This is a genomic window from Methylobacterium sp. WL116 (assembly GCF_008039455.1).
GTDB lineage: Bacteria > Pseudomonadota > Alphaproteobacteria > Rhizobiales > Beijerinckiaceae > Methylobacterium.
This window is the reverse complement of record NZ_VRUV01000666.1, coordinates 1-2,134: the sequence shown is the minus strand read 5'-3', so window position 1 is coordinate 2,134 and position 2,134 is coordinate 1. Positions and strand designations below refer to the sequence as shown.

Genomic DNA, 2,134 nt, shown 5'->3' with positions numbered 1-2,134 from the left:
AGCGTTCAAGATGTGGCTCGGCGGGTGGGCGTCAGCCGCCCGGCCGTGTGGCGCTGGCAGCAGCGCTACGCTGAGGCGGGCGTCGAAGGTCTTCTGCGCGACAAGACGCGTCCGCCCGGCACGCCACCCCACCCAACCGAGACGGTGGCTGAAGTGCTGGCGCTGACCTGCTCGGAGCCACCAGGCGAGGTCACCCATTGGACCGGACGTGCCGTAGCCCGGGCGGTTGGGATATCGTTGCGCGCCGTGCAGCGGATCTGGGACGCTCACCGCCTCCAACCGCATCGACTGCGCACATTCAAACGGTCGCGCGATCCGGCCTTCGCCGCCGAGGTCGAGGATGTCGTCGGCCTCTACATGAACCCACCCGCCCACGCGGTGGTGCTGTCCATCGACGAGAAGAGCCAGATCCAGGCGCTGGAGCGGACCCGCCCCGATCGGCCGCTCGCCCCCGGGCCATCCCGCCGCCCAGACCCACGACTATACCCGTCACGGCACGACGACGTTGTTTGCCGCCCTCGACGTCCTGGCCGGTACCGTGCTCGGCCGCTGCATGCAGCGCCACCGAAACGGCGAGTTCATCCGGTTGCCGGGACGCCGTCGAGGCCACCGTCCCGCCCGGCAAAGTGATCCACGCCATCCTCGACAACGTCGCCACCCACAAACATCCGAAGGTGCGCGCTTGGCTCGCCTGCCACCCGCGCTGGATTGTCCACTTCACCCCGACCTCGGCCTCGTGGCACAACGCCGTCGAGGGCTTCTTCTCGGCGCTCACCCGGCGTCGGCTGCGGCGAGGCTCCTTCACCGGCGTCGTCGACCTGCAGGCGGCCATCAATCGCTACATCGCCGAACACAACCGGAGCGCCAGACCCTTCGTCTGGACCAAACCCGCCACCGATATCCTCGCCGCCGTCAGCCGAGGCCCTGAACCATCCGTCTGAGTCACTGCACTAGGGGGCAAATGAGCTGATAGTGACAGTAGGCGTCGGCACGGTCTCGGCTGCGCAGTGTGAACCAAGGGAAGCGAGCACTAAACGGAGTTCGTCAGCCTGAAGCCGATGATGCTGTGCCGCCCGCCGTATAGCATCCGCTGCATCATGTGTAGTGAGAATATCAGCGAGTGCTGCCTGCTGATCCGCCATAGCTTCAAGCTCCGCTATGCTGACGGCCATCTGCCTCATCAATTCAAGCATGCTCTCGCGCCTCGCACGCACAGAAAGTCAAGTGCGATGCAACATGCAACAATGAGTCCAGGCGTGTAAACGGCTTTTGAGGGCATTGGCCCTCTTGAATATCGTCTTGGGTAACGCGTGTACGGGAGTTGGAGGCCTTGCCGCTCTGATGAGCCACGCCGCATTGAGACACGCACCATGCGACGACGCTCGGTCTGATCAGCACCCTGACCTGGGACAGCGCAAGGGCGACGCGGACCCCGCCAGCGATCTGCTCCAAGCGATGCGTTCCGCTAGACGAAGTAGCACCTACAGGGGCACCGCGCCGCAGTGCAGCAACGAATTTTGTTGCTACTTACGTAGTCCCTGGCCACAGCTTCCTTAACGAAAATGGGGGAGGATGCGGGAATGCATCTCACATTCAACACCGCGATCCTGCTCAGCACCGTTTGGCTTGTCGGCATCGTCGAGTTCGCGGCTTGGTGCCATGGGGCACCTGAGGCTGGTGTGTCAGGCGAGTAGACCGATCAACTTCATCAAGACCCACCACGTCGCATAGCCCCACAAGGCGATGGTGACGAACAAGAACACCATGATCAGCGCGAGCGTCGCCCACGTCGCTACGCGTTCACGAAGGCGCTCCAGCGGCGTAGCCTCATCGGGCTCGAACAAGCCTTCAAATTCAGGGCTCATGGCTTTGACCATCGGCACACGGCATCTCGCTTTGAAGCTGAGACGCTTCGGTGCCCTAAACTCACTGACCCTCAAATCCGTTCAAGTTGTACAGATCCCTTCCGTGACCGCAGCTTTGATGGCTGCTGGCCTCCTCGATTGATCATGCGTCTGATTGGGCCTGGCATGCCGAGGGGATCTTGCCGGCCGGCCTGACTGCCCGCCGAGGTGCGGTTGTCGAGATAACCGCTCGCCGCTACAGCGCGCCATGGAAAAGCTCGACGCCCTCC

1 protein-coding gene and 1 pseudogene are annotated in these 2,134 nt (G+C 63.3%); one reads left to right on the top strand and one right to left on the bottom strand.

Translation table 11 applies throughout. The features are described from left to right. Positions 1-941 (top strand): annotated as a pseudogene (locus FV223_RS25995) (IS630 family transposase); the annotation flags it as partial. Positions 942-1,682: 741 nt separating this feature from the next. On the opposite strand, the gene FV223_RS25990 reads toward FV223_RS25995, so the two are convergent. Beyond that, on the bottom strand, positions 1,683-1,883 hold the full coding sequence (locus FV223_RS25990; protein ID WP_147729639.1) for a hypothetical protein: 201 nt from the start codon (positions 1,881-1,883) through the stop codon (positions 1,683-1,685). Between the last annotated feature and the right edge of the window lie 251 nt (positions 1,884-2,134).